This is a genomic window from Roseateles sp. (assembly GCF_049240545.1).
In the GTDB taxonomy this organism is placed as follows: Bacteria; Pseudomonadota; Gammaproteobacteria; order Burkholderiales; family Burkholderiaceae_C; genus Paucibacter_A.
The window spans coordinates 1-1,167 of sequence record NZ_JBMLSK010000241.1 but is presented as its reverse complement, the minus strand read 5'-3'; the positions used below and the strand labels follow the sequence as shown (position 1 = coordinate 1,167).

At 63.0% G+C, this 1,167-nt stretch carries 1 protein-coding gene; it reads right to left on the bottom strand.

What is annotated here, in order from left to right; genetic code table 11:
- Nucleotides 1-142 precede the first annotated feature (142 nt).
- Nucleotides 143-1,084, bottom strand: a complete 942-nt coding sequence (locus ACOVRJ_RS16670; protein WP_422044959.1) for an IS1595 family transposase — start codon at nucleotides 1,082-1,084, stop codon at nucleotides 143-145.
- Between the last annotated feature and the right edge of the window lie 83 nt (nucleotides 1,085-1,167).

Here is a 1,167-nt window from a genome sequence, read left to right as displayed (position 1 = left end):
AAGGCTTATCCCGTTGATGCCGGGGTTGCTACATCTTGTGGGGCGCTGCCTCTGGGGGGGACGCCGGTCTTTCGTTGCTGGGACATGTGAGTGAACGGATGCAGGCCGGAGGACGACGCTCGGCGATCTTTGGCAGTTGGGATCAGGCGCGCTGATCGACGAAGTCGCGATAGGTGGCGGGTCCGAGGTCCATGCCGATCCCGAGGAGACGATCAAGGGCGATACGCGTGTGGCGTCGTCGGTTCCAGCGGAAGACGAATTCGTCGAGGTAGCGCTGGACATGGGCCTTGCGCAATCCGTGGAAGACGCCCTTGGCCCATCGCTTGAGGTTCGAGAACACGCGGTGGACCCATTTCAACACTTCATGAGCCTTCTGCCCCTCGACAACGCGCACCTCGTGAGGGTTGGCCGGCGGGTTCTCGTAGCCCAGCCAACCGTCGGTGATCACCCGGGCACCCGGGGTTACCACCTTCCCGATGAACCCGTGCAGCGTCTTCGAGGATCCGTCGGGGATGTGGGCCAGACGGATGCGGCGCGGCTCGCCGTCTTCAGACAGCTCGACGGCGCCCACGATGAAGATCTTGCCAACCGGTGAGCGCCCGCCCTTCTTCTGGTCGACGGGGTCGTGTTTCGAGCGGAACGGCATCTCGGTTTCATCGATCTCAACGAGGGTTTGCAGCGGGCTGCGTCCGGGATCGACCATGGCGCGCCGGAGCTTCTGGAGCAGGAGCCAGGCGGTCTTGTAGCTGCCGATGCCCAGTTGGCCCTGCAACTGAAGAGCGGAGATGCCGTTCGAGTGGGTGGCGACGATGTGGGCGGCAAGGAACCACGTCTTGAGAGGCAGATGGCTGCGATGCATGATGGTGCCTGCGGTGACCGAAGTCTGCCGCCTGCACTCTGCGCATTCCCACGTCGGCCTGTTACGATCCAGAGCCCAACCCTTTCGGGTGTCGCAAACCGGACAGGTGAAGCCTTCGGGCCAGCGTTTCTTGGCAAGGTATTCCGCGCAGGCGTCGTCGTCGGGAAACAGCGCCTCGAACTCCTGGCGCGACATGGGGCGATCTGATGACCAGCGTGCAGGCATGAGGGAACATTACAGAAACATTCGGCGCGCCGCAACCCCCGGATACCACATCTTGGGAGACCGGGCTCAAAGGGATAAGCCTT

Bases quoted from the DNA above. Each gene is read 5' to 3' on its own strand.
- ACOVRJ_RS16670 (WP_422044959.1), bottom strand. From the start codon at position 1,084: ATGCCTGCACGCTGGTCATCAGATCGCCCCATGTCGCGCCAGGAGTTC.